This window comes from Chelatococcus reniformis (genome assembly GCF_014640075.1).
GTDB classification, from domain to species: Bacteria; Pseudomonadota; Alphaproteobacteria; order Rhizobiales; family Beijerinckiaceae; genus Camelimonas; species Camelimonas reniformis.
The window spans coordinates 128,710-154,056 of sequence record NZ_BMGG01000008.1; the positions used below are offsets into that span (position 1 = coordinate 128,710).

The window sequence follows — 25,347 nt, forward strand, 5'->3', positions numbered from 1 at the left end:
CTCGCCCTTGGCCGCGCGCCGGCAAGAGGAGCCCGACTGGATGACGATGACGGCCCTATCGGACGGACTGGCAGAGGCGCGGATCGAACAGCCGAAGCCGCAGCGCACGACGCTGTGGCTGGTGCTGCCGGGCGTCCTCTGGATGACGCTGTTCCTCGTCTTGCCGATGCTGATGATGGTCTACGTATCGTTCTGGACCCAGACGACGTTTGCCATCACGCCGGTGCTGACGACCAAGAGCTGGGTCAATTTCTTCTCCAGCGATACCTATCTCACGGCGCTCTGGACCACGATCCGCATCTGGTTGACGGTGCTGGCGGCCACCTTGCTCGTCGGCTACCCGACGGCGCTGTTCGTGGGCCTGTTCGTCAGGAACAAGACGCTGCAGACGGTCCTGCTGGTGCTCTGCGTCATTCCCTTCTGGACCTCGTTCCTGATCCGCGTGCTGGCGTGGCGGCCCATGCTCGGCAAGGAGGGCGCCATCAACCTCGTGCTGCAGGGGCTGCATCTGACATCGGCGCCGATCGAGGCGCTCCTGTTCTCCGAGCTCTCCGTCGTGATCGGCATGACGCAGATCTACTGCGTGTTCATGGTCGGGCCGATCGCCTTCATGCTCGGCCGCATCGATCCCAACGTGCTGGAGGCGGCGCGCGATCTCGGCGCCGGCTTCGGTCGCATCTTCCGCACCATCATCCTGCCGTTGTCGATGCCCGGCGTCGTCGTCGGCGCAATCTTCGTCTCGGTGATGGTGCTCGGCGAGTTCGCCACCTCGGCCGCACTGTCCGGCCGCAAGGTCAACCTGCTCGGCAACATCATCGTCACCCAGGTCGGCTCGCTGAAATGGGCCTTCGCCGCCGTCGTCGGCGTGGTGCTGACCGTAATCATGGGCGTGGTGGTGGCGGCGCTGCTGCGCGTCGTCGATCTCCGCAAGGAGCTCTGAGCCGTGCAGTCCACCCTCATCAAGCCGGCGCTCGCCACCTACACCGCGCTGTTCCTGCTGTTCCTCTACGCGCCCTTCGTGGTGCTGGCGATCCTGTCGTTCCAGACAGGGCCGGAGGGCGGGCCGCAGTTTCCAATCATCGAGTGGTCGACCTACTGGTACCGCCACCTGCTCGGCCTGGTGCCGCCGTCGCGGATCGCACCGCTGCCGATCGACGAGAGCCTGCTGCGCTCGCTCGGCCTCGCCTTCATGACCATGGTGGTGTCCACGGTGCTCGGCGTCGCCAGCGCCCAGGCGTTCCGCACCCGCTTCGCGGGCTCGGGCATCGTCTTCTACCTGATCGTGCTCGGCATGATGGTGCCGGGCGTGCTGGTCGGCCTCGGCATGTCGCTCGTCGCCAACGCGCTCGGCATCGACCGGCACTGGTGGAGCACCGCCTTTGTGCTCCATGTGGTCTACACCTTTCCCTTCGCCTTCCTGGTGATGCTGGCGATCTTCAACCGCTTCGACGAGAGCGTGGAGGAGGCGTCGTGGTCGCTCGGGGTGCCGCCGGGGCGCACGTTCCGCAAGGTCACGTTCCCGCTGATCTTCCCCGGCGTGCTCTCGGCCATGCTGTTTGCCTTCACGCTGAGCTACGACGAGTTCTCGCGCACGCTGTTCGCCTCGGGCCGCGACCTCACGCTGCCGCTCGCGATCTACGGCACCTTCTCGGTCGAAATCCATCCCAACGTCTTCGCCTTCGGCGTGCTGACGACGCTGTTCTCGTTCGCGCTGCTCGCCGTCTACGCCGCGCTGATGACGCTCTCGATCCGGCGCGCCAAACGCGTCGCCCTGCAGGAGGAAGCCGCGTGAGGAGCCCAGCCATGGCTGACCAAGCCCGTACCGTCCTGATCACCGGCGCCGGCATCGGCATCGGCCGCGCGACCGCGAAGTCCTTTGCCGCCGCCGGTGACCACGTGGTCGTCACCGACGTGCTCGAAGCGGAAGGTCGGTCGGTCGCCGCCGAGATCGTCGCGGCGGGCGGATCGGCCGAGTTCATGGCGCTCGACGTGCGCTCCACCGAGCAGGCCGATGCGGTCGTCGCCGCGCTCGAAGCGCGGTGCGGCGCCGTCGACGTGGTCGTCGCCAACGCCGGGATCGCCCACCGGGTGCCGCTGGCATCGCTCAGCGACGAGAAGTGGGATGTCACGCTCGACATCGACCTCAAGGGCGTCCTGCGCGTGGTGCGCGCCGCCACGCCGGCCATGCGCGCCCGGCGGTCGGGGGCGATCGTTGCCGTCTCGTCGATCATGGGCGTCGCCTACGGCTGGGACGAGCACGTGCACTATTCCGCCGCCAAGTCCGGCGTCGTCGGCCTCGTCCGCGGCCTCGCGGTCGAGCTCGCCGGGGACGGGGTGCGCGTCAACGGCATCGCCCCCGGCTACATCCGCACCGCTCAATTGCTTTCGGAGGAGCACTCGCTCGGGCCCAAGGGTGCCGAGGCGGCGGGCGCCTTCATTCCCATGGGGCGCATCGGCGAGCCTGAGGAGATCGCCGACGTCATCGCGTTCCTGGCGTCGGCCGGCGCCCGCTACATGACCGGCCAGGTGGTGGTGGTGGATGGCGGCCTGCTCGTGGGTCGCTACTGAGCCCAAGCAAGTACAAGACGGAGGTGGGACAATGTCGAAGGAAGATCTGACGCGGCGGTCGATGCTGAAACGTTCCGCCGGCATGATGGCGCTGGCGATGGGCGGCGGTACGCCGTTCCTCGGCTCGAGCCAGGCCTATGCCAAGGCCGGCGACCTCGCCAAGGAGCAACTGCGCACGATCGGCCTGTCGGTCACCGTGCAGGAGCGGATTCTCGCCGACTTCAAGAAGGAGTCCGGCGTCGGCTCCACCTCGGGCACGGCGGCGACCTTCCCCGATGCGCAGACCAAGATCATCTCGGGATCCAAGGACTTCGATTGCTGGGAGACCATCGGCGAGCGCCTCCCCGCGGTGATCCAGACCAAGAACATCGAGCCGATCGCGGCCGCATCGCTGAAGAACTGGGCCAACATTCGCGACACCTTCACCAAGCCCGATCCCAAATGGGACCCGAAGGCGCAGATCACCGGCCAGATCTGGGACGATGATGCCCACACCAAGCTCTGGCTGGTGCCCGCGGTCTACAATTATGATTCCGTCGGCTACAATCCGGATGTGCTGTCGGCGGAGGAAGCGAATACCTGGACGGCGCTGTTCGACCCCAAGTGGAAGGGCAAGTCGGGGCTGAACACCGACCCGCTGATCGCCTTCGGACAGGCCATCATGGCGATGAACACGCTCGGCATGAGCGCCGTGAAGAACCCGGGCAACCCGACCTTGAAGGAGATCGACGAGGCCAACAAGTTCCTCATCTCGAAGAAGAAGGACGGACAGTTCCGGGCGCTGTGGGGCGACTTCGGCGAGCTCGTCAATCTGCTCGCCTCCGGAGAAATGGTGGTCTGCGACGCCTGGCAGCCGGCGGTGATGGCCGTCAAGGCGCAAGGCAAGCCCTGCAAGTATGCGGTTCCCAAGGAAGGCTACCGTGCCTGGGCCATCGGCCCGTCGCTGATCACCGGCTCGCCCAACAGGGACGCGGTGGCCGCTTATGCCGACTACTGGCTGTCCGGCCCGCCCGGCATCACCGTGTCCGAGCAGGGTTACTACTCGCCGACGACCAACATCCAGAAGGTCATGCCGCCGGCCAAGTATGCCTTCTGGTACGAGGGCAAGCCGTGGGTGGGGGCCGCCGAGCGCGGCATCAAGGAGGGCGACCTGCGCGACGGCGGCTCGCTCGCGGAGCGCGCCAGCCACGTCGCCTACTGGCACCAGTGGCCCGACGAGTACGACCATCTGATCCAGAAGTGGGACGAGTTCCTCAGCGCTTGAGGCAGGCGAAGCGTCCTGCATGGCCGGAGCGGCGCCGCCGCTCCGGCCGCCCCCTCGAAATGTCCTAGCGCAGTCACTCGGGCGAACCCCATGCTCTACGATCTCGAGCTGATCAAGGTCGGCAAGATCTACGACAACGGCACACCGGCGGTCGTCGACTTCGACCTGGCAGTGGTCAAGGGCGAATTCATCGCGTTCCTGGGCCCCTCGGGCTGCGGCAAGACCACGACGCTGCGGATGATCGCCGGCTTCGAGCAGATCAGTTCCGGCACCATCCGCGTGCGTGGCTCGGCCATCAACGACCTGCCGCCCGAACGGCGGCCGACGTCGATGATCTTCCAGAACTACGCGCTGTTTCCGCACATGACGGTGCGCCGCAATATCGGCTACGGGCTGGAGGTGAAGGGGCTTTCGGCCAAGCAGCGCGCCGCGAAGGTCGATCATCTCTTGGCGACGCTCAGTCTGGAGGACGTCGCCGACAAGCGCCCCGACAAGCTCTCGGGCGGCCAGCGCCAGCGCATCGCGCTGGCGCGCGGGCTCGCCGTCGAGCCCGAGATCCTGCTCCTCGACGAGCCGCTCGGCGCGCTCGACGCCAACCTGCGCAAGACGATCCAGGCCGAGCTCAAGATCCTGCAGAAGACGCTCGGCATTACCTTCGTCTTCGTCACCCACGCCCAGTCGGAGGCGTTGTCGCTGTCCGACCGCATCGTGGTGATGAACCAGGGTCGCATCGAGCAGATCAGCCCGCCCCACCAGCTGTATACGCGGCCCGACACGCCGTTCGTGGCGCGCTTCATCGGCCGCAACACCATCCTGGACGGCACGGTCAAAGGCGTGGTCGGCGACCAGGTCCTGCTGGAGACGGCGCTCGGCAGCCTCAGTGGCCGCGCCAACGGGCCGCTGGTGGGCGGCCAGGCAGCGAAGATCGTCATTCCGGCGGAGGCGATGGAGGCGCGGGCCGCCGGCCCCGCCGGCCCCGTGTCCCGGTCCAGCGTCAACGTGGTCGGCGCCACCGTGCGTCGCTCGGACGTGGTCGGCCACGTCTCCCATATCGCCGTCGCCCTGCCGACCGGGACGCCGGTCGCGCTGGAGGGGCACGTGGACAAATACCCGCCCGACGCCTTTCCGGCAGGCGGCGACATCGTGCTGACCTGGAAGGCCGCCGAAGCCACCGTCATCCCGGCCGCATGATGCGGACCAACGACAACGGCGATGGGAGGAGCAGATGAGAGCGATGTGGGAGACCCGTGGCCGGACGGCGGGCACGGGCGTGCCGCCGCGACGGTGAGGCCGGTGGCGTCGGCAGAGGCCGGACCGTCGGCCCCGGCGGTGCGGACCAGCGGGCGGCCCAGGCTGCGCGTGCTCGGCACCGAGATCACGTTGCTCGACGAGATCCGCCGTCGGGCCGAGGCCGACCTCGGCATCGACATCGTTTTCGAGACGCACGAGTTTCTGACGGCGCAGCATCGGGCGGCGACCAGCCCGGAGAGCTACGACGTCTACGATCAGTGCTTCCACAACCTCGACATCGTCTGGTACTGGCGTGCCATCCAGCCGATCGACCTCAAGCGGATCGCGCGCTGGGACGAGGTGTCCGACCTCTCCAAGACCGGCCGGATCAATCCAAGCGCACGGATCGGGCGCGGCGACGCCCCGGTCACCAAGCTGTTCGTGCAGCCGGGCCAGGCCTTGGGGCCGACGCCCTCCCGCTGGATCTCGATGCTGCCGACGGTGCACAACCTCGACAGCTTCGCCTTCCGCCCCGACATCGTGAACGGCGACACGGCCCAGATCGCCTCGTGGGGCGCGCTGCTCGATGTGCGCTGGCATGGCCGCGCCGCCCTCGTCGATGAGCCGGCGATCGGCATTTTCGACGCAGCGCTGGCCGCCCAAGCGCTCGGCGAGGTCCGGTTCGACGACATCGGCAACCTGTCGATCGCCGAGATCGACCGGCTCATCCACGTGCTGGCCCAGCGCCGCAAAGCCGGTCATTTCCAGGGGTTCTGGCGCACGACCATCGAGGCCGCCGATCTCATGGCGAACGGCGGCACGGTGATCCAGAGCATGTGGTCGCCGGGGATCACGGCGCTGGGGCGCATGGGCGTCGCCGTGGCGGAGGCGGTGCCCAAGGAGGGCTACCGCGCCTGGCATGGCGGCCTGTGCGTGTCCAACCGGCTCAGCGGCCGGGCGCTGGATATCGCCTACACCTACCTCAACTGGTGGCTCGACGGCTGGGCCGGTGCCGTGGTCTCGCGCCACGGCTACTACATGTCGGTGCCGGGCCGGGTGAAGGACCATCTGACGCCGGCCGAGTGGGCCTATTGGTACGACGGCGAGCCGACCCCGGTCGACCTGCCCGGGCCGGACGGCGCGGTCACGGTCAAGGCCGGCGCCAGCCGCAGCGGCGGCTCCTACTGGCAGCGCGCCAGCTCCATTGCCGTATGGAACACCACGATGGACGAGCACAACTATCTCGTCCGCCGCTGGACCCAGCTGGTGGGACGCTAGTCATGGGCGCCGCAGCGGCCTCCAACCCCCTTACGCGCCGGCCCGCAGGGGTCGGCGGCCGCGCCGCCGGCCCCTCCAGGGACCGCCGGCCCACGTAAATCCGAACCTAGGGAGCGAGCTCATGTTGCGGGTGGGAGTCGACGTCGGCGGCACGTTCACGGACATCGTCCTCGAGCGCACCGACAGCAGCGGCCAGCAGGTCGTCGTCCACAAGGTGCCGAGCACGCCGGCCGACCAGTCCGAAGGCGTCGTGCGCGGCATCGTCGAGATCTGCGGCCTGGCGGGCGTCGCGCCGAGCCAGGTCGACGCGGTCTTCCACGGCACCACGGTCGCGACCAACATGGTCATCGAGCGCAACGGCGCGGAGGTCGGCATGCTGACCACCCGCGGCTTCCGCGACATCCTGCACATGGCCCGCCACAAGCGGCCGCACAATTTCTCGCTGCAGTTCGACGTGCCCTGGCAGTCGAAGCCCCTGGTCAAGCGCCGAAACCGCCTGCCGATCACCGAGCGGCTGATGCCGCCGACGGGCGCCATAGAGGTGCCGCTCGCCCTCGACGAGGTGAAGGCGGCGGCCGAGCTGTTGGCCAAGCGCAAGCTCGACGCCGTCATCGTCGCCTTCCTGTTCTCCTTCCTCAACGACGAGCACGAGCAGACGGCCAGGGAGATTCTCGCCGCGGCGATGCCCGACGCCTACATCTGCACCTCCTCCGAGGTGGTGAACGTCATGCGCGAGTACGAGCGCTTCTCGACCTGCGCCATGAACGCCTACATCGGCCCTAAGACGGCGCTCTACCTCAATCGGCTCGAGGCGCGCCTGCGCCAGAGCGGCATCAGCGCCGACGTGCGCATCATGCAGTCGAACGGCGGCATCTCGACGGTGGAGAAGTCGAGCAAGCTGCCCGTCGGGCTCCTGCTGTCGGGGCCGGCCGGAGGCGTCATCGGCGGCCGCTGGACCGGTCAGGCCAGCGACACCGGCAACGTCATCACCATCGATATCGGCGGCACCTCGGCCGACATCAGCGTCATCCAGGGCGGCGAGTTGCGCATCAAGAACCCGCGCGACACCGAAGTGGCGCATCTGCCGGTGCTGGTGCCGATGATCGACATCGACGCCATCGGCGCTGGCGGCGGCTCGATCGCCTACCTCGATCCGGGCGGCGCCTTCCGCGTCGGCCCGCGTTCGGCCGGCGCGGTGCCCGGCCCCGCCTGCTACGGCAACGGCGGCACGGAACCGACGGTCACCGACGCGCAGGTCGTGCTCGGCCGGCTCGACCCCGAGCAGTTCCTCGGCGGCGACCTGAAGCTCGACCGCGCGCTGGCCGAGCGGGCGATCAAGACCCACATCGCCGACAAGCTCGGCCTTCCGGTCGTCGAGGCGGCGCTCGGCATCCTCAAGATCATCAACAACAACATGGCGCTGGCCATCAACGCCAACTCCGTCGCCAAGGGCATCGACCCGCGCAATTTCACGCTGATGGGCTTCGGCGGCGCCGGTCCCCTGCATGCCAACGCGCTCGCCGACCTCATCTCCGCCAAGGATGTCGTGGCGCCCCTGCACCCCGGCATCACGGCGGCCATGGGCCTGCTCGTGACCGAACTCAAATATGAATACACCCGCTCGGTGCTGCTGGCCCTCGACAAGCTCGGCGAGGCCGAGTTCGCGGCGGTGAACGCCCAACTCGAGGCGCTGATGGCAGAGGCCGCGGCGCAGTTCGACCGCGACGGCATCGTCGCCGACAAACGCCATTTCGCCCGCATCGCCGAATGCCGCTATGTCGGCCAGGGTTTCGAGCTGCGTGCCGCCATGCCCGACGAGCCGCTGACCGCGGCCAACTGGCGGGCTGTCGCCAAGAGCTTCTTCGCCGTTCACAAACAGGTCTACGGCCACGCCTTCGAAGACCAGTCGATCGAGGTGGTGACCTTGCGCGTCGTCGCCACCGCCACGGTCGAGACACTCAAGCTGCCGGACCTGCCGCGGGGCGGTCGCACCAACCCGGACGCGGCGCTGATGTATGAGCGCGAAACGATCTTCGACGACGGCCACGCCGTCGACACGCCGCGCTACCAGCGCGCCAAGCTGCTCGCCGACGATGTCATCGTAGGCCCGGCGCTGATCGCGCAGCACAATTCCACCGTGCTGGTGCCGCCCGGCCGCAAGGCCGTCGTGCTCGGCCACGGCGATATCCGCATCACCCGGGCGCCGGCTTCGCCGGGCGCGCTCTGAACCGTTCGGCAGGAGAGCTCCATGACCACGCCGTCCGACAGCAAGACCGTCGACCCCATCACGCTCCAGGTCATCTCCGGCGCCCTGCACTCGATCGCCGAGCAGATGGGCAGCGTGCTCTACCGCATGTCCTATTCGTCGATCATCCGCGAGAGCCAGGACCTCGGCGCCGGCCTGTTCGACACGCGCTTCAACACCTTGTGCGAGTCGGATTCGACGCCGATGCACATCGGCTCGCTGCCCGGCTATCTCCGCGGGATCGAGAAATCGATCCCGTTCGACGCCTGGAAGCCGGGCGACTGCGCCATCCACAACCACCCCTATTTCGGCGCGAGCCACTCGCCCGACATCGCCATCGTCATGCCGGTGTTCTTCGACGGCGACCTCGTCGGCTTCGCCGCCAACACCGCCCACCACGTGGACATCGGCTCGGCGACGCCGGGCCTCATCATCGACGTGCCCGACGTCTTCGCCGAAGGCATGCTGCTCAACGGCGTCAAGCTGTACGAGGAGGGCAAGCGCAACGAGGCGCTGTGGAAGTACATCCGCGACAACACGCGGGTGCCCGACCTGGTGATGGGCGACCTGGAGGCGCAGATCGCCTCGGCCGAACTCGGCGTGCGCCGCTTCGGCGAACTGCTCGCCAGCTATGGCAAGTCCACCGTGCTCACCGCCTGCGACCAGCTGATGGACTATTCCGAAGCGATGCTGCGGCGGGAGATCGCCAAGATCCCCGACGGCGAGTACACGGCCGAAGGCTTCCTGGATGACGATGGCCGCAATCGCGGCAAGACTCTGCCGGTCAAGGTGACCGTGCGCGTCGCCGGCGACGGCGTCGAGGTCGACCTGACCGGCTCCTCGCCGCAGGTGCCGACCGCCTTCAACGTGCCCTTCGAGGGCTCCACCAAGGTTGCCTGCTACTTCATCTTCCGGGCCCTGCTGCTCGACACCTACACCAACCACGAGCACATCCCGCAGAACGAGGGCTCGTTCCGGCCGGTGAAGGTGACGGCGCCGGAAGGCACCATCTTCAACCCGATCATGCCCGCGGCGGCGGAGGCCCGCTTCTGCCAGATTCAGCGTGTGGCCGATCTGGTGATCAAGGCGCTGGCACCGGTGCTGCCGGACAAGGTGACGGCGGGCAACAGCGCCACGCTCTCCTTCGCCGCCTATTCCGGCGTGCGCCCGTCCGGCGACTATTGGGTGTTCCTGGAGGTGAACGAGGCGGCCATGGGCGGCCGGCCGCGCTCCGACGGCCCGGACACGGTCGAGGAACTGATGCGCAACACCCGCAACAACCCGCTCGAGGATCTCGGCATGCACCTGCCGCTGATCTGCGACCGCTACGAGGTGCGCGACGACGTCATGCCCGGCGCCGGCAAGTTCCGGGGCGGCTGCGGCGTGGTGAAGTCCCAACGCTTCCTGACGCCGGGCTTCATGACCCACGAGTCGGATCGCCACGAGGACGTGCCGTGGGGCATCTTCGGCGGCGGCCCCGGCTCGGTCGGGGCGCTCACCATCCACAACGCCGGCGCGCCGGCGGATGTCCACCACCACCCCGCCAAGTTCTCCGGCCTGCGCGTCGAGGCGGGCGACGTCGCCACCTACATCTCGCCGGGCGGCGGCGGCTACGGCGACCCGCTGGAGCGCGACCCGGGCAAGGTGCTGGACGACCTGCTCGACGACTTCATCACGGTGGAGCATGCCCATGACGTCTACGGCGTCGTCTTCGACGCGGTCGACGACGGCTACGGCTTCACGGTCAACGGCGCCGCGACGGTCGCGCGCCGCGCCGCGTTGAGCGCAGAGCGCTGAGACGGGGGCGCACCATGGGCAAGCTCAGCGGCCGAGTCGCCGTCATCACCGGCGGCGCCAGCGGCATCGGCAAAGCGATCGCCCTGCTGTTCGCCGCCGAAGGGGCTGCGGTGGGCATCATCGACCTGACCCTCGAGCGGGCCCGGGCGGCGGCGGCCGAAATCGCCGCGGGGGGCGCCACGACGGCGGCGGCCGGCGCCGACGTCGCCGACGAGGGGGCGGTCAGGGCCGCCTTCGCGGCGCTGATCGAAGCGCTCGGCCCCGTGGACATCCTCGTCAACAACGCCGGCATGGACACCACCTCGCCGGTCGATGGCATGGCGACCGAGATGTTCGACCGCATGATGGCGGTGCACATGCGCGGCACCTTCCTGTGCACGCGCGAGGTGCTGCCGGCGATGAAGGCGGGCCGCTGGGGCCGGATCATCAACATCTCGTCCCAGCTCGCCCACAAGGGCAGCGCCGGCATGGCCCACTACTGCGCCGCCAAGGCGGCGATCATGGGCTTCACCCGGGCGCTGGCCTACGAGGTGGCCCGCGACGGCATCACCGCCAACACCATCAACCCCGGGCCGATTCGGACGCCGCTGCTGGACGCGCTGCCGGCCGACTGGCTCGCGGCCAAGAAGGCGGAGCTGCCCATCGGCCGCTTCGGCGAGGTGGGGGAGATCGCTCCGGTGGCGCTGCTGCTCGCCTGCGACGAGGGCTCCTACTTCGTCGGCGCCAGCCTCAACCCGAACGGCGGCGACTACATGATCTAGGGTTTTCGAGCGAAGTGGACGTCGGTTTGCATGAATAAAACACGACAAATCAACAGATAGAGGCTTTCGGAGACGCGAAGAACGCGGAAATTACCTCAAATATATATGGCCTTGGCTGAATTCATCCAGATGCAGATAAAATACTCCCGCCCGTGACGCTGGAGCGCTTCGCCCTCATCGAGTGGTTCCACCCGATCAAGATGCGCTCCAGGGCGAGGAGCGAGCGGATGTGCGCCGCGCCGCGGGCTGACGCGTTGCGGCGCCGCCCGCATCCCGGCGCAGCAGCAGGGCGACCGCCACCATCACGAGCAACGCACCGGGCAGCCAATGCCAGGATATGCGCGCCGGCTCGGCCGCGAACAGCAGCAGCATCGCGATGAACGGCGTCAGGTACGTGTAGGCGGTCACCGTGGCGGGCGTCAGCGCGGCGGTCGCGCGCTGCATCAGCCAGAAGCTCACGCCGCTGGAAACGACGCCGAGATGGGCGAGCAGCAGCAGGTCGGACACCGTCGCTCCAGCGAGTGCGCGCGGGGTTTCCTCTATCAGGCCCAAGACACTGACGAGGAGCGCACCGATGACGAGGCTCCAGAAGGTGCGCAGCGCGGCATGCTCGGAAAGCCACCGCCGCGCCAGTCCCCACTTGCTCAGCACGGGATAGAGCGCAGACGCGAGGCACCCCGCGAAGTACACGGCCTCGCCGACGCCGAACTGCAATCCGTCGAGCCGGCCGCCGGTCTCCGCCCAGGCCAGGCCCAGGGCTCCGGCCGCGCCGAGCGTCAGGATGACTAGCAGGCGCCCACCCGGAGGCTCCACCCGCAAGCCCAGGCCCAGGCAATAGGCGAGCAGCGGCACGCTGACATAGAGCACGGCCATCGACAGCGCCGTGGTGCGATGAGCGGCCCAGAACATCGCTCCGAAGAACGCCGCCTGACACGCACCCATGATCGCGTAGAGCGCGAGCCCCGGCCCGCCGGGCCATCGATCGGGCGCGCGCCACACCAGGGGCAGCAGCGCCATCGCGGCGATGGCAAAACGGAGCGCCGTCAGGAGGAGCGGCGGCAGCCCTTCGCTCACCAGGCCCACGAGCGGGAAAGACAGACCCACGATCAACGCCCAGAGCAGCATTCCCAGGTGGGCGCGCGTCACGTCCCGGTTCATGTCCGTCATCACCTGTGGCAGGTCGCCCGCAGCGGGCGAGGCGCGAGCTCGCGACGCTCGGTTCGCACCATCCTGATCGCACAGATAGTTCATCGCCGCCCGCGGCGCAGCGTGTGAGCGGATGCTCCCGATGTGGCGGCAGCATGCGGGATCGCTGCAAGGGGAGCCGCCTGGCCCCGGCAGACGTAACTGTGGCCGGAATGTGACGAGACCGCCGCAAGTTGAACGGCGGCCGCTCCTGTCATGGAGCTGTTACCGACAGGGCCGAACAGTCCGCCATCTTCCTGACTCGGGGCTGATGATGTTTTGCCGTGCACTTCTCTTCGCATCCGTGTCGTCGCTTGCCATCTGCGGCGCCGCGCGGGCGCAGACCTATACGACGCCGCATGTCGCGATCACTGATCTGCCCGCGTCTATCAGCGTCGGCGGCATCACCTTTACGAACCAGGGCCTGGTCGGCGCCGGCCGGTTTCCGGCCACGGCGCGCGATTTTCTGGGCGATACGCTCGGCTCTTTCTCGGGCCTTGCCGTCGACCCCTATTCGTGGCGGATGACGCCCGGCGGCGCCTACACGGCGACGCTGCTCGCCCTGCCCGATCGCGGCCGCAACGACCCGGCCGCCAATCCGCCCATCTATTCGGATTATGCGGCGCGGCTGTTCAAGTTCCAGATGGCGTTCTCCCCTTACGCAGGGGCCAATCTTCCCGCTGCGACCAGTTCGCAGAGCCAGGTTCAGCTCACGGCAAACGGCGGCGTGGTGCTTCTGGACAACCAGGGCCGGCCCTTCACCGGCGCCGACCCGGGCGGCGGGACCACGCTCCTCTACGGCCGCCCGGCGCCGAGCCCGGCACCCGGAAGCCTCGGAGGCGGGCGGATCGCGGTCGATGCGGAGGCGGTCGCGTTCAAGACCGACCGGTCCTTCTATGTCAGCGACGAGTACGGGCCCTCGATCTTTTATTTCGATGCCAACGGCAATCTGAAGGGCTCCATCCCCGTCCCCGAGGCGCTGATCCCGCGCACCAACGGCACCGTGAACTTCAACTCCATCAACGCTCCCACGACCGGGCGCCGCAACAACCAGGGCCTCGAGGCGATCGCTCTCAGCCCCGATGGCAACAAGCTGATCACCATCCTGCAAAGCGGGGCCATGCAGGACCTGACCGACGCCCAGCAGCAGACCCGCCTCAATACGCGCATCCTCGTTTATGACGTCTCCAAGACCGCCACGCCCACCGCCCCGGTCGAGTCCTACGTCCTGCAGCTGCCGACCTTCACGCTGTCCGGCAACGGCAGCGCGGCCAACCGGACGGCGGCGCAGAGCGAGATGGTCGCGCTCAACGACCGGCAGTTCCTCGTGCTGGCGCGCGACGGCACCGGCCAGGGGGTCGCCCCCGGCACGCCGATCATGACCAAGTCGGTCTATCTCGTCGATGTGAGCCAGGCCTCGAACATCGCGGGCACAGCCGCGGAAACCTCGCCCTCGGGCCAGATCGCGACGGGGGGCAAGCTCAGTCCCACGATCACGCCCGCGCGCTCGGTCGAGCTCGTCAACATGGTCAACTCGACCCAGCTGGCGCGCTTTGGCCTCAGCCTCAACAACGGCGCGCCGGGGCAAGGCGCGCAGTCCAACCTGACGATATCGGAGAAGTGGGAAGGCATGGCGCTCGTGCCGACCCTCGTCGAAAGCCGGCCGAACGATTTCTTCCTGTTCGTCTCCAACGACAACGACTTCGCGACGACGGATGGCTCCATGCAGGGCCAGCCCTACAATTCGGGCCAGAACAACGACAACATGGTCCTAGTATACAAGCTTACCCTGCCGACGGCGGTCGACCCGCTGTTCCTCAAATCGATGCGTGAGACCGCTCCGCTCATCCTGGGTCGGGTCAGCGCCGGCGCTCTCGGCCTCGGTCAGGGGGCGGCGGCGGCCGTCGGAGACCAACTGCGGGCGATCCGTCGGGCGGAGAGCGCGGCCTGGGCCAGCCAGGGCCTGTCGGCATGGGTCGGCGGCCGCGCCGAATTCGGCGCCGGCCTGATCCAGCCGGAGTCTATGGGCGCGGACCGGACACTCTTCGGCGGCACCGTGGGCTTCGACTACGGCTGGAACGAGTTCCGCGCCGGCGTCGCCGCGACGGTCCAGGGCGGCCAGCTCGGCGACGGCGCGCGCGGCCAATACGATATCTCGGCGTCGATCGCGCCTTCGCTCTACGCCGGCTACTTCGGCGACCCCTTCTACATCTATGCCTCGGCCAGCGCCGCACCGAACGTGAGCTTCTCGGACATCCGGCGCCTGGGCGCCTACGACCTGGTCGGCGTCGGCCGGACCCGTGTGGATGCCTACGCCATCGACGCGGAGGCCGGCTTCAAGCTGAAGATGGGCGCCCTGCGGCTCACGCCGTTCCTCGGCCTGACCTATGCCGCCGCGAACATCCGGGGCTTCACGGAAGTCGGCGCGGCCGGCGGCAACGTTGTCTATCCCAACCAGAGGGTGAACGCGACCACGGTGCGCTTTGGCGGCGAGCTCGCGACGACGTTCCATGGGCTGATCCCGTCGCTGCGCGTGGCCTACAACTACCTCGTGGACGGCGACACGAAGCTCGCCTCGGTCCGGCTCGCCGGCGTGCTGAGCCCGATGGCGACGCAGGCGGTGGCCATCCCGGCATTTGATACGAGCTCGGTGTCGGTGGGGCTCGGCCTGCAGGGCGACATCGCGCCGAACGTCGGCTGGCGTGTCGGCTACGACGCCAACATCGCGACGACGGGCGGCAATGTCGCCCACGCCGTGACCGCCGGCCTGCGCATCGGCTTCTGAGACGGCCGGACAGACAAACAGACAGACCGCCGGTGCTTCACAATCGGGCTCTGCCCCAATCGCAAGCTTCGCGCGCGCCCCGCGATCGTGCGGACATGGCGACGGGCCAGAGACCCATGCTGCCGACCGGCTGGATGCCCCACAAGCCCCAACGGCCTCGACGGCGGCGCCCCAACCCGTCAAAACGGGTTCAGCCTGCCGAATCATGGGGCGATCTTTGCCGCAGAGGCCCGTTTCACTCACATCGGCGCAAGCCCGTGCGCTCTGGCTTCGGGCCCAGCGGCTCGACGATCCGGCTCCCTTCGGCGATGGGCCGCAGGCCACCGCGCGCGCCGTCGCGCATCTCGGCTACGTGCAGATCGATACGATCAACGTGATCGAGCGCAGCCACCACCACATCCTCTACACCCGCATTCCGACCTATGCCCGAGGCGACCTGGAGCAGGCGCAATCGGCAGAGAAATCGGTGTTCGAGTATTGGACGCATGCGCTCGCCTACATCCCGACGGCCGACTATCGCTTCTTCGTGGCAGCCATGGATCGCTTCCGCGAGACGCCGCGCAGTTGGTTCGCCCCGGTCAATGCGGACGACTACGGGGCGTTGCTGAAGCGAATCCGCCGGGAGGGGGCGCTCTCGATCCGCGATATCGAGGATGAGGTGCTTGTCGAGAAGACCCACCCGTGGGCCAGCCGCAAGCCGTCGAAGCGCGTGCTCGGCCTCGCCTTCTTTGTCGGCGATCTGACCATCGCCAAGCGCGATGGCATGCTGAAGAGCTACGAGCTCACCAACCGCCATTTCGGCTGGCGCCGCCGGCCGAAGGCCGCCACGGACGATCAATTTGCCGGCTACCTGGCAGCCCGCGCCCTGCGCGCACAAGGCATCGTCAGCCTCGATTCCATCTGCTTCGGCAATCTGTCCGCGAAGAATGCGGTGTCGGCCACGATCGCCGCGGCCGTGCGGCGCAGGCGGCTCGTGCCGGTGAAGGTCGAGGGCCACGACAAGGTGTCGTATTGGGCCGAGCCGGCGGCCTTGGATTCCATGCCCGCGGCGCCGTCCGGCACACTCGTCCACATCCTTTCGCCCTTCGATCCGCTGGCGATCCAGCGCAAGCGCCTGAGCCAATTCTTCGACTACGAGCATCGCTTCGAGGCCTACGTGCCGCCCGCCAGGCGCATTCTCGGGTATTTCGCCCTACCCGTGCTGGTGGGCGATGAGATCGTGGCCGCAATCGATCTCAAGACCGACCGCGCGGCCCGCAAGCTGCTGGTTCAGCGATGGACCTGGATGACCGAGGAGCGCCCCGAGCTGAAGGTGGCGATCGAGGCGGCGCTTCACCGCTTCGAGCAGTTCCAGCTGGCCGTGACGGCCTCGCCCTGACAAGGCAGCCGGCGCGGCCCGGGAGGCGCACCCGGGATTGCGGACCGCTATGTCGGGCGGCGAACACAGGGAACAACGGTATTCGGCCCTGGTTGAAGTCGTGATTGGCCGGGCAGCACCGCCTGGCGTACCGATCCCAGGAGAGCCGACATGGTCGAGCATCAACACGTCGCGACCGACGAGACGCGCAGCCTCATCGCTGCCAGCAAAGTCGAGGGCACCGACCTCTACAACAGCCAAGGCGAGAGTATGGGGTCGATCTACGACGTCATGCTCGACAAGCGCTCCGGCCGCGTGGCCTACGCGATCGCTTCGATCGGTGGATTCCTTGGCATGGGCGCGGACTATCATCCGGTGCCGTGGGAGCGGCTTCGCTACGACACGCAGCTCGGCGGCTACCAGCTCGACGAGACGATCGATCGCCTGAAGGCCGCGCCAACCATCCCAAGCGATTATGCCAGCGATTCCGATTGGGGGTCGACGGATCTGGGCTGGCGCGGACGCGTGGACGACTACTACCGGCCTGTCATCTGAGCAGCCCCGGTGGCGCGCACGAGCGGGCCTTGTGATCGGGCTGAAGCCCGAACACGGGCGCGGCGATGGGCCATCGATAGCCGGAGCGCTATCACCGGATTGGATGCCATTTCCCAATCCGGTCATGCGCCGGTTGACAGGGGGCCGGGCGGCGGACACCGATGTCTCGTCAAGTGCCAGCGGCACGCGTGGGTCATCGCGGCGGCAGCGTCGTTCGGCTGCCTCGCGACCGCGCCAGTCCGCGCGCAGGTTCCGCCCGAGGTCGAGGCGTGCCGGCTCGCCGGTCAGGCCACGCTGAAGAAGCGGTCGCCCAGCCTGGACCAGATCACCGTCGCGCCGGACACGCTCGCCGTCTCCAAGGCGGAGTCCCAGGTGGGCGACACTTCGATCAAGGGCGTGGTCATGGGAGAGGCCTATCTGCGGCGCGACACGACCGACAAGCCGGTGCGCTTCGTCTGTCTGCTGGGCAGCGACAACGCGGTCGTATTCACGTTCTTTACCGAACAGTGAGCGCGACTCAGCCTGTGCCGGCGCCCCCGAAGGGCGCCGGCACAGGTCAGCTCATCACACCGCAGCCTTGAGTTTCGCCAGCGCCGCCGCCCGCTCCCGGCGCGCAGCCAGGGCCTCGGCCATCTCGACCGCGCGAAAGCGCGCCTGCTGATGCGGCTGCAGCTGGCCGATGAGGTCCAGATCCGCCGAGACCACCGTCCCGATCATGAAATAGCCGCCGCCCGACACCGCATCCCGGTGCAGCACGATCGGCTCGGTGCCGCCGGGCACCTGGACCGAGCCATAGGGGTAGCAGCTGTCGACGATGTTGGATGGGTCCGAGCCGGCCCCGAAGGGCTGCTCGCGCGGCAGGAAGTCGAGTGGCCGGCCGCCGCGGAAGCGATAGCCGATGCGGTCGGCCTCCGGCGCCACCTTCCAGACGTCGTCGAAGAAATGCCGGCCGGCCGCCTCGGTGATGCGGTGCCAGTAGAGACCGGGGAGCATGCGCAGTTCCACGTCGCGGCCGCCGGGGCGGCGCAGCCCCGGGGGAACGAGTGCGCCGGGCTTCGGCTTGCGCCTGGCCGGACCGAGGGGGAGCACGTCGCCGGCCTTGAGCGCCCGGCCCTCGTGGCCGCCCAGCGCGCCGAGCGGATAGGTCGAGCGCGAGCCGAGCACCATCGGCACATCGATACCCCCAGCCACGGCGATATAGGCGCGGGCGCCGGCCTTGAGGAAGCCGAAGCTCAGCACCTGCCCCGCCTTGATCAGGAACGCCTGCCACGTCGGCTGCTCGACGCCGTCGACCTTTGGCGGCAGCTCGGCGCCGGTAACGGCGACGACCGCATCCGCGGTGAAGCGAATCTCCGGCCCCATGAACACGGCCTCCAGAGCGGCGTCGCCATCGTCGTTGGCCACCAGCGCGTTCGCGGCGATCAGCGCCTCGCGGTCCATGGCGCCGGAGAGCGGAATGCCGAGGTGGTAGTAGCCGGGACGACCCAGGTCCTGCACCGTGGTGGAGAGGCCGGGTTTGAGGATCTCAAGCGCCATGGAGAACCCCCAGCAGCTTGGCGTTGGTGGCGGTGGGATCGGCGTGGAACGCGGCGAGCGAGAAGTCGACGTTGCGGATCAACGGTGCGAACGTGCCCTTGTCCACCTCTTCGACGGCCGCATCGTAGCCGGCCCGATCGACGGGCTTGAACTTCACGATGTCGCCCGGCCGGAAGAAGATCATGAACTCGCGGAGATATCCGATCTCCTGCTTTGGATCGTAGATCGGCATGGGCGTGATGCCGAACATCTGATAGCCGCCGGCGCCGCGCACCGAATAGATACAGCCGAAGCAGCCACCGTGACCGACCGTCAGCCTCGGCGTGTCGGTGCGCGGGCGCAGATACTTCGGCACTTCGATCTGCTTGGCGCGTTCGACCATCTGATACATGAACGGCAAGCCGGCAACGAAGCCGACCATGGAGACGAACCAGGGCGAGCCGGCGTGAGCTGCGACGAAGGCATCGACGCCGGCGTAGCCGTTGACGCGGGCGGCGTAGTCGAGGTCGGTACCGTCCGGCTCCTGGTGGCGCTCGCGAAAGCGCATCAGGGTCTCGTGCGTCCACGGGTCGCCGTAGAACACCGGGATCTCGACGATGCGTGTCGCCAAGGTCGAGTGGCCGCTCCCCGTGGCCGCCTCGATGCGCTTCAGTTCGGTGAGCAGGTCGTCCGCGGCGATGACGTCCGGGTCGAACTTGATCTGGAACGAGGCGTTGGCCGGACAGATCTCGGTGACGCCTCGGATGTCGCTGTCGCGCACCGCCTGGGTGATCGACAGGCCCTTGAAGAAGGCATCTAGCGACATCTCCTCGGCGACCTCGACGAAGATATGCTCGTCGCCTCCGAACGCGTATCTCGTCGTCATGGCCCCTCCGATGGAATGACTCACTGGGCGACCGACGGCCACGTCGAGCCATCGATCGCTCAACTCAATCCGCCGCGCTCCAGCCAGCCTTCCAGCCAGCGCGTATGAACATCGCCAGCGAGCACCGCCGCATCGCGCGCCAGCGCCCGGTGCAGGGGCGCCGTGGTGACCAGCCCCTCGACATGCAACTCCTCCAGGGCCGCGGCCAGGCGGACGATGGCTGCCGCGCGGCTCTCGCCCCAGACGATCAGCTTGCCGAGCAGGCTGTCGTAGAAGGGCGGCACGGCATAGCCCTCATACAGCATGGTATCGAAGCGGATGCCCGCCCCCTCCGGCACGGCGAGCGCCGTGGCCACGCCCGGCGACGGCATGAAGCCCTTGGCCGGATTCTCGGCGTTGATGCGCACCTCGACCGCGTGGCCGTTGAGGACCACATCGGACTGGGCGATGGCGAGCTTCGCCCCGCCGGCGATCTCCAGCATGGCCCGCACCAGGTCGATGCCGGTGACCATCTCGGTCACCGGGTGCTCGACCTGGATGCGCGTATTCATCTCGATGAAGAAGAACTCGCCGGTTTCGGGGTCGTAGAGATATTCGAGCGTGCCGGCGCCGCGGTAGCCGACGGAGCGGGCAAGCCGCACCGCCGACGCGCACAGCGCCTCGCGCACGGCAGGCGCGAGACAGGCGGCCGGCGCCTCTTCCCACACCTTCTGGCGCCGCCTTTGCAGCGAGCATTCGCGCTCGTAGGCGTGGATGACGTCGTCGCCATCGCCGAGAACCTGCACCTCGATGTGCCGGGCGCGGCCGATGAAGCGCTCCAGGTAGAGGCCACCGTCGCCGAAGGCCGCCTTCGCCTCGGAACTTGCCTGGGGGATGAGGGCGTCGAGCTCCGCCTCCGTGGCGGCGACGCGGATGCCGCGCCCGCCGCCGCCGGCGGAGGCCTTGATCATCACGGGATAGCCGATGTCGCGGGCGATGCGCCGCGCCTCGTCCGGCGTCTCGACCCGCCCTTCGCTGCCCGGCACCGTGGGCACGCCGGCCTTGGCGGCCATGGCGCGGGCGGTCGCCTTGTCGCCCATGGCACGGATGGTCTGCGGCCGTGGCCCGACGAAGATCAGGCCCGCCTCCTCCACCATGGCGGCGAAATCGGCGTTCTCGGAGAGGAAGCCGTAGCCGGGATGAACGGCATCGGCGCCGCTCGCCACCGCGGCCTGAACCATCACGGTCTTGTCGAGATAGGATTTGCTGGCATGGGCGGGGCCCACTTCGACGACGGCGTCGGCGAGCCGGGCCGCCAGCATGTCGCGGTCGGCGGCGCTCACCGCCTGGACGGTGCGGATGCCGAGTTCGCGCGCCGCGCGAATGATGCGGACCGCGATTTCCCCGCGGTTCGCGATGAAGAGCGCCTTGATCGCCATATCAGCCTGCGATGTCAGCTTGGGGCGATCACGCCTCGAGGTCGTAGAGCGGGTCGCCCGCCATCACGGGATCCTCGTTCTCGATGTGGAAGGCGGCGAGCTTGCCGCCTTCTTCGGCCACCACCGGCATGAACGACTTCATCACCTCGATCAGGCCCACCGTGTCGCCGGCGGCGATGATGTCGCCTGGCTCCTTGAACACCGGCTGGTCAGGCGAGGGCTTGCGGTAGAAGGTGCCGGGGATCGGTGCTTGGATCGTCTTCAGGGCCATCGGGCGGTCTCGTTCGGTGTGAGCGTCATTGGGCGGCGGCGAGCACGCCCGCCTGCGCCAGCCGCTCCTGCAGGACCCGGGCCAAGGTGTCGGCGCCCGGCGTGTCGGAGTGGATGCAGATCGTCTCGGCCCCGACGGCGACGTCGTTGCCGGCGAGCGTCTGGACCAACCCCTCGCGCACGGCGCGCAGGCACTTGGCCGCCGCCGCCTCCGCATCCACGGGCGGGTGCTCGCGCGTGATGATCAGCGAGCCGTCCCCGGCGTAGTCGAGGTCGGCGTAGAACTCGGCCATGAAGCGGTGGCCGCGCGCCGTGTAGACGCGCTGGTGCTCCGTATTGATCATGCCGAGCAGCGGCACCTTGAACACGTCGGCGGCATCGCAGACCGCCGCGGCGATGTCAGGCATGCGGGAGGCCATGCCGTAGAGCGAGCCATGGGGCTTGATGTGGTTGAGCACCATGCCCTCGGCGTCGAGGAAGCCCTTGAGCGCGCCGATCTGGTAGATCAGGCAGTTGGCGAGCTCCTCGCGGCCGATCTTCATCTCGCGCCGACCGAAGCCCTGCAGGTCCGGCAGGGAGGGATGGGCGCCGACGGCGACGCCGTGGCGCTTGGCGAGGCGCACCGTGGCGCGCATGTGGTTGAAGTCGGAGGCGTGGAAGCCGCAGGCCACGTTGGCGATGTGGATCGCCGGCATCAGGGCCTCGTCGTTGCCGAGCCGCCAGATGCCGAAAGCTTCGCCCATGTCGCAGTTGAGGAGGACCATCAGGATTTCCCGGCTGTCGCGCTCGCCCCCATCGGCTTTTCCGATTGGTAACGCCGGGCCTCGAAACTTGTAAAAGTCAAAAAAGCATTACGGTGCATTTGAAAACCAGATACAAAGAGGGAAACTGAGGCTAGCAAAGGCCGCGAGAGTGCCAGCACGACCGGGGCAGGCGGTTTCTCCTGGTTCGAGCGAGGCATGGCGCGATTCATGCGTGGTATTTGAATTTGGCTTGCAGTTGCGCCTGTGGTCCACGCCGCGGCGCGCGCCACAACTCCGCGGTAGCCGTTCCATCTGGTTTTTCGATATGAACAGTGGAGGCGATCCACCGAGGCCCCCATGTCCGTCTCGCTGAAGCAAATGCGCTACTTCATTGCCGCGGCCGAGAGCGGGCAGATCTCGCAGGGCGCGATCGAGCTCAACGTTTCGCAGTCGGCGGTCACCTCTGCCGTCCAGCAGCTGGAGCAGACCCTCGGCGTGCGCCTGCTCGAGCGTTACCCCACCGGCGTGCGCGTGACGCCCGAGGGCAGCCGCTTCCTGTCCCACGCCCGCGACATCATCGCGGCGGTGGAGGAGGCGCTGCGGGTGCCGCGCTCGTTCCACGCCGCGGCCGCGGGCGGCGTGCGGGTCGGCGTGACCTACACCGTCGCGGGCTATTTCCTGCCGCGCCACCACGCCCGTTTCGCGCGCAGCTTCCCGAACGTGACGGTGCAACTCTATGAGGCACCGCGCGACGTCATCGAGCAGGCGCTGCTCGACGGTGCGCTCGACATCGCCGTCATGCTCGTCTCCAACCTGGCCGCCCGCGACCGTTTGCAGGCCGAGCCGCTGCTGCGCTCGCAGCGGCGCCTGTGGCTGCCGGCCGAGCACCCGCTACTCAGGGCCGAGCGCATCGGTCTCGGCGACGTCGCCCAATTCCCCTACGTCATGCTGACCGTCGACGAAGCCATGCACACGGCCCGCCTCTACTGGGACAAGACCCCCTACCGCCCCAACATCGTCTTCCGCACCATGTCGGTGGAGGCCGTGCGCAGCATGGTGGCCGCCGGCATGGGCCTGACCATTCTCTCCGACATGGTGTTCCGGCCCTGGTCCCTGGAAGGCCAGCGCATCGAGACGCGCCTCCTCGACGACGACATCCCGACCATGGACGTGGGCCTCGCCTGGCGCCGCGACGGCGAGCCGAGCGCCGCCACCAGCGCCTTCCACGATTTCCTGAGCCTCGCCCATGGCGGCGTCGGGCCGCCCTGAGCCGCACGCGATCACCCTGCCCCTCCTCTGAAACCCCGGTGAAGCCCATGGACAATCCGTCGACGCTCGCTCAGTTGCTGACGCGCGGCGAGACCACCGCCGAAGCCGTGACCGCGGAGGCGCTCGCCCGCATCGACGCCGCCAATCCGCACCTCGGTGCCTTCGTCCAGATCGCCCGCGAGCGCGCGCTGATCGACGCCGGCCGGCTCGACGCGCTGACGCGGGCAGGCAGTCCGCGCGGCCCGCTGTTCGGCGTTCCGGTCGGCGTCAAGGATATCATCGACGTGGCAGGCCTCGTGACCGGCGGCGGCTCGCTGACCCGCAGCGATGTTGCCGTCGCCGCCGCCTCGGCGGTGGTCGTGCGGCGCCTGGAGGCGGCCGGCGCCGTCGTGGTCGGCAAGACGGCGACGGTGGAATACGCCTTTGGCGGCTGGGGCACAAACGAGACGCTGGGCACCCCGGTCAATCCGTGGGATCTCGGAGACAGGCGCGTGCCCGGCGGCTCCTCCAACGGCTCCGGCGTTGCCGTTGCCGCAGGCCTGGTGCCGCTGGCGCTGGGAACCGACACCGGCGGCTCGGTGCGCCTGCCGGCGGCGTTCTGCGGCGTCGTCGGCCTCAAGACCTCCATCGGCCTGGTCGACCGGGCCGGCGTGCTGCCGCTGTCCGTCGTCCTCGATACCGTCGGACCGCTGACACGGACGGTCGCCGATGCGGCGCTGGCGCTGACGGTGATGGCCGAGACCGGGCACCTGCGCGGCGCTCCGCTGGCCGAGCTGGCGCGCGGGATCGTGCCGCCGCTGACCGGCGTGCGGATCGGCGTCGCCGACCTCGGCGCCCCGCTTGACCCGGACGTCGCCGCCGCCTTCGACCGCGTGCTCGGCCTGCTGGCCAATGCCGGCGCTGAGATCGTCGCGGTCGAGCTCGAGCAGCCCGTGGCGGGTTATGTCGGCCCCTGCGGGCTGCTGATCGCAGCCGAGGGCTACCGCTATTACGGCCATCTCGCCGAAGCCGAGCCCAACCGCCTGGGGCCTCCGGTGCGCGAGCGGCTGCTGTCCGGCAAGGCGATCTCCGCGCCCGCCTACCTCGCCGCCCTCGACGAGCGGCAGCGCGGCAAGGCCAAGCTGGCCGCGGTGTTCGACCGCATCGACGCGCTGGTCACGCCGACGGCCGCCACCCCCGCCCCCACCGTCGCGGCGCACGACGAGGATGCGAGCCCGGGCGTCTTCACCCGCTTCGCCAATTTCTTCGACCTCGCCGCCCTGTCGGTGCCGGCCGGGCTGTCGCGCCAGGGCCTGCCGATCGGCTTCCAGATCAACGTGCCAGCGCTGCACGAGCCGCGGGCCCTGGCGATCGGCGCGACCGTCGAGGCCGCGGTCGGGCGCTTCACCTGCCCGCCGGTCGGCGGCGGCTGACGGCCCGCGGCGCGCCAGCCCCCCGGGGCCGCCGCGACCTTGATGCATTCATGATCATCATCATGTATGCATGGGTGGAGCAGGAGGACGAACCATGAAAGTCAGCCGCGAGCAGGTGGCCGAGAACCGCCAGCGCATCCTGGATGCCGCCGCTCGCCTGTTTCGCGAGCGCGGCTTCGACGGCGTTACGGTCGCCGAGATCATGAAGGCAGCCGAGCTCACCCACGGTGCCTTCTATGGTCACTTCCGCTCCAAGGAGGAGTTGATCGCGCAGACCTGTGGCCACGTGCTCGGCGCGGGCAGCGGCAGCGAGGCGCCCCCCGCGCTGAAGGACTACGCCGCCGCCTACCTCAGCCCGCGGCACCGCGACGATGTGGGTGGCGGCTGCCTGTTCGTCGGCCTGGGCAGCGAAGCGGTACGCGCCTCGCCGGACGTGCGCCACACCCTGACGGACGCCATCCGGCGCAAGGTCGAAGCCCTGAGCCGCACGGCGCCGGGCAAGACCGCGGAAGCGCGCCGCCGCGCCGCCATCGGCAGCTGGGCGGCGATGGTCGGCGCCGTTCTGCTGGCGCGCCTCGCCGACGACGAGGCACTCGCCGACGAGCTACTCGCGGAAACCCGCGCCTGGCTCGGCGCGTGAACCCGCCGTGAGGCTGCTCCGGCAGCCGGCAGCGCGATCTCGAACCGGCGGTGCGGGCACGCCGAGATGACCGCGACGCACATGGAAAGGCTGCACGAGCGTGCGATGTGGCCTCGTTTTCCGCGTGTTAAACCTGCGCCACCTATCGGTTGCGGCGCCCGGCGTTCGG

Annotated in this window: 22 protein-coding genes; 16 read left to right on the plus strand and 6 right to left on the minus strand. The window is 68.6% G+C overall.

Features of this window, described 5'->3' with window-relative positions; genetic code table 11:
• Window positions 1-40 precede the first annotated feature (40 nt).
• From IEW34_RS21455 to IEW34_RS21495, 9 genes are all read left to right on the plus strand, one after another.
• A complete protein-coding gene (locus IEW34_RS21455; RefSeq protein WP_188611274.1) occupies window positions 41-940 on the plus strand; it encodes an ABC transporter permease in 900 nt (299 codons plus the stop codon).
• Between the two features lie 3 nt (window positions 941-943).
• Complete coding sequence (locus IEW34_RS21460; RefSeq protein ID WP_188611275.1) at window positions 944-1,792, plus strand: ABC transporter permease; 849 nt, start codon at window positions 944-946, stop codon at window positions 1,790-1,792.
• Window positions 1,793-1,803: 11 nt separating this feature from the next.
• On the plus strand, window positions 1,804-2,568 hold the full coding sequence (locus IEW34_RS21465; RefSeq protein ID WP_188611276.1) for an SDR family NAD(P)-dependent oxidoreductase: 765 nt from the start codon (window positions 1,804-1,806) through the stop codon (window positions 2,566-2,568).
• Between the two features lie 31 nt (window positions 2,569-2,599).
• Entirely contained in the window at window positions 2,600-3,832 is a 1,233-nt protein-coding gene (locus tag IEW34_RS21470; protein ID WP_188611277.1) for an ABC transporter substrate-binding protein, read from the plus strand.
• A gap of 90 nt (window positions 3,833-3,922) precedes the next feature.
• Window positions 3,923-5,023 (plus strand): ABC transporter ATP-binding protein, encoded by a 1,101-nt coding sequence (locus IEW34_RS21475; protein WP_188611278.1) that lies wholly within the window; start codon window positions 3,923-3,925, stop codon window positions 5,021-5,023.
• A gap of 93 nt (window positions 5,024-5,116) precedes the next feature.
• Window positions 5,117-6,340, plus strand: a complete 1,224-nt coding sequence (locus IEW34_RS21480; RefSeq protein ID WP_188611511.1) for an ABC transporter substrate-binding protein — start codon at window positions 5,117-5,119, stop codon at window positions 6,338-6,340.
• A 121-nt stretch (window positions 6,341-6,461) separates the two neighbouring features.
• Window positions 6,462-8,567 (plus strand): hydantoinase/oxoprolinase family protein, encoded by a 2,106-nt coding sequence (locus IEW34_RS21485; RefSeq protein WP_188611279.1) that lies wholly within the window; start codon window positions 6,462-6,464, stop codon window positions 8,565-8,567.
• Between the two features lie 21 nt (window positions 8,568-8,588).
• Window positions 8,589-10,382 carry a hydantoinase B/oxoprolinase family protein gene (locus IEW34_RS21490; protein WP_188611280.1) on the plus strand — a complete coding sequence of 598 codons (1,794 nt, stop codon included), beginning with the start codon at window positions 8,589-8,591 and terminating at the stop codon, window positions 10,380-10,382.
• A 14-nt stretch (window positions 10,383-10,396) separates the two neighbouring features.
• Window positions 10,397-11,143: an SDR family NAD(P)-dependent oxidoreductase gene (locus IEW34_RS21495; protein ID WP_188611281.1), complete on the plus strand. Its 747-nt coding sequence runs from the start codon at window positions 10,397-10,399 to the stop codon at window positions 11,141-11,143.
• Between the two features lie 195 nt (window positions 11,144-11,338).
• On the opposite strand, the gene IEW34_RS21500 is transcribed toward IEW34_RS21495, so the two are convergent.
• Entirely contained in the window at window positions 11,339-12,394 is a 1,056-nt protein-coding gene (locus tag IEW34_RS21500; RefSeq protein ID WP_244642126.1) for a DMT family transporter, read from the minus strand.
• A gap of 238 nt (window positions 12,395-12,632) precedes the next feature.
• Between IEW34_RS21500 and IEW34_RS21505 the strand changes: the two genes are divergently transcribed.
• From IEW34_RS21505 to IEW34_RS21520, 4 genes are all read left to right on the plus strand, one after another.
• A complete protein-coding gene (locus IEW34_RS21505; protein ID WP_210324555.1) occupies window positions 12,633-15,113 on the plus strand; it encodes an esterase-like activity of phytase family protein in 2,481 nt (826 codons plus the stop codon).
• Between the two features lie 205 nt (window positions 15,114-15,318).
• Entirely contained in the window at window positions 15,319-16,491 is a 1,173-nt protein-coding gene (locus IEW34_RS21510; protein ID WP_188611283.1) for a winged helix-turn-helix domain-containing protein, read from the plus strand.
• 150 nt (window positions 16,492-16,641) lie between these two features.
• Complete coding sequence (locus IEW34_RS21515; protein WP_188611284.1) at window positions 16,642-17,025, plus strand: PRC-barrel domain-containing protein; 384 nt, start codon at window positions 16,642-16,644, stop codon at window positions 17,023-17,025.
• Window positions 17,026-17,124: 99 nt separating this feature from the next.
• Window positions 17,125-17,535, plus strand: coding sequence for a hypothetical protein (locus IEW34_RS21520; RefSeq protein ID WP_188611285.1), 411 nt, complete (start codon window positions 17,125-17,127; stop codon window positions 17,533-17,535).
• A gap of 54 nt (window positions 17,536-17,589) precedes the next feature.
• On the opposite strand, the gene IEW34_RS21525 is transcribed toward IEW34_RS21520, so the two are convergent.
• The 5 genes from IEW34_RS21525 to pxpA are packed head-to-tail and all read right to left on the minus strand — an operon-like array spanning window position 17,590 to window position 21,878.
• Window positions 17,590-18,561 carry a 5-oxoprolinase subunit C family protein gene (locus IEW34_RS21525; protein WP_188611286.1) on the minus strand — a complete coding sequence of 324 codons (972 nt, stop codon included), beginning with the start codon at window positions 18,559-18,561 and terminating at the stop codon, window positions 17,590-17,592.
• Complete coding sequence (locus IEW34_RS21530; protein ID WP_188611287.1) at window positions 18,551-19,426, minus strand: 5-oxoprolinase subunit B family protein; 876 nt, start codon at window positions 19,424-19,426, stop codon at window positions 18,551-18,553. Before IEW34_RS21530 ends, IEW34_RS21525 begins: the two co-directional genes overlap by 11 nt.
• 59 nt (window positions 19,427-19,485) lie before the next feature.
• Complete coding sequence (locus tag IEW34_RS21535; protein ID WP_188611288.1) at window positions 19,486-20,844, minus strand: acetyl-CoA carboxylase biotin carboxylase subunit; 1,359 nt, start codon at window positions 20,842-20,844, stop codon at window positions 19,486-19,488.
• A gap of 28 nt (window positions 20,845-20,872) precedes the next feature.
• Entirely contained in the window at window positions 20,873-21,115 is a 243-nt protein-coding gene (locus IEW34_RS21540; protein WP_188611289.1) for an acetyl-CoA carboxylase, read from the minus strand.
• A gap of 25 nt (window positions 21,116-21,140) precedes the next feature.
• Window positions 21,141-21,878 (minus strand): 5-oxoprolinase subunit PxpA, encoded by a 738-nt coding sequence (pxpA, locus tag IEW34_RS21545; RefSeq protein WP_188611290.1) that lies wholly within the window; start codon window positions 21,876-21,878, stop codon window positions 21,141-21,143.
• A gap of 336 nt (window positions 21,879-22,214) precedes the next feature.
• On the opposite strand from pxpA, the gene IEW34_RS21550 reads away from it, so the two are divergent.
• From IEW34_RS21550 to IEW34_RS21560, 3 genes are all read left to right on the plus strand, one after another.
• Window positions 22,215-23,126 (plus strand): LysR family transcriptional regulator, encoded by a 912-nt coding sequence (locus tag IEW34_RS21550; RefSeq protein ID WP_188611291.1) that lies wholly within the window; start codon window positions 22,215-22,217, stop codon window positions 23,124-23,126.
• Window positions 23,127-23,173: 47 nt separating this feature from the next.
• A complete protein-coding gene (locus IEW34_RS21555; protein ID WP_188611292.1) occupies window positions 23,174-24,538 on the plus strand; it encodes an amidase in 1,365 nt (454 codons plus the stop codon).
• Window positions 24,539-24,632: 94 nt separating this feature from the next.
• Complete coding sequence (locus IEW34_RS21560; RefSeq protein WP_188611293.1) at window positions 24,633-25,178, plus strand: TetR/AcrR family transcriptional regulator; 546 nt, start codon at window positions 24,633-24,635, stop codon at window positions 25,176-25,178.
• Window positions 25,179-25,347 lie beyond the last annotated feature (169 nt).